Source organism: Plebeiibacterium sediminum (genome assembly GCF_026013605.1).
Classification (GTDB): domain Bacteria; phylum Bacteroidota; class Bacteroidia; order Bacteroidales; family Marinilabiliaceae; genus Saccharicrinis; species Saccharicrinis sediminus.
The window spans coordinates 1-315 of sequence record NZ_JAPDPJ010000415.1; the positions used below are offsets into that span (position 1 = coordinate 1).

A 315-nucleotide genomic window follows, 5' to 3' on the forward strand; every position below is an offset into this window, starting at 1 on the left:
ATTCAAAAGCTATTAGAAATCCAACGTGGTTGGATCAACTACTTTAAACATGCAAATATCATTACGAAACTGGAGAAACTTGATGGTTGGCTTCGAAATCGACTCAGATATTGTATCTGGCATCATTGAATTGGAGCGTAGCGAAAATCATGAACACCATTAAAAATAAAACTTAGTGAATAAATTAACCAGAACGTAAACGGAAAAACCTGATTCGTTTGGGCGTCGACCTTGATCATGCTTATGCATGGAGCCGGAGCCGAATTGAGGAACGAAATCATGAATACCAAAACTAATAAACTATTTATGAGTAAT

Annotated in this window: 2 protein-coding genes; one reads left to right on the forward strand and one right to left on the reverse strand. The window is 36.2% G+C overall.

The window, feature by feature from the left end; translation table 11 throughout:
* The gene (locus OM075_RS26595; RefSeq protein WP_363321660.1) at positions 1–129 is read left to right on the forward strand and encodes a group II intron maturase-specific domain-containing protein; all 129 of its coding nucleotides are present in this window, start codon (positions 1–3) and stop codon (positions 127–129) included.
* On the opposite strand, the gene OM075_RS26020 is transcribed toward OM075_RS26595, so the two are convergent.
* Positions 123–315 (reverse strand): hypothetical protein (locus tag OM075_RS26020; protein WP_301193443.1); only part of this gene is annotated, 193 nt, incomplete at its 5' end. The genes OM075_RS26595 and OM075_RS26020 overlap by 7 nt on opposite strands.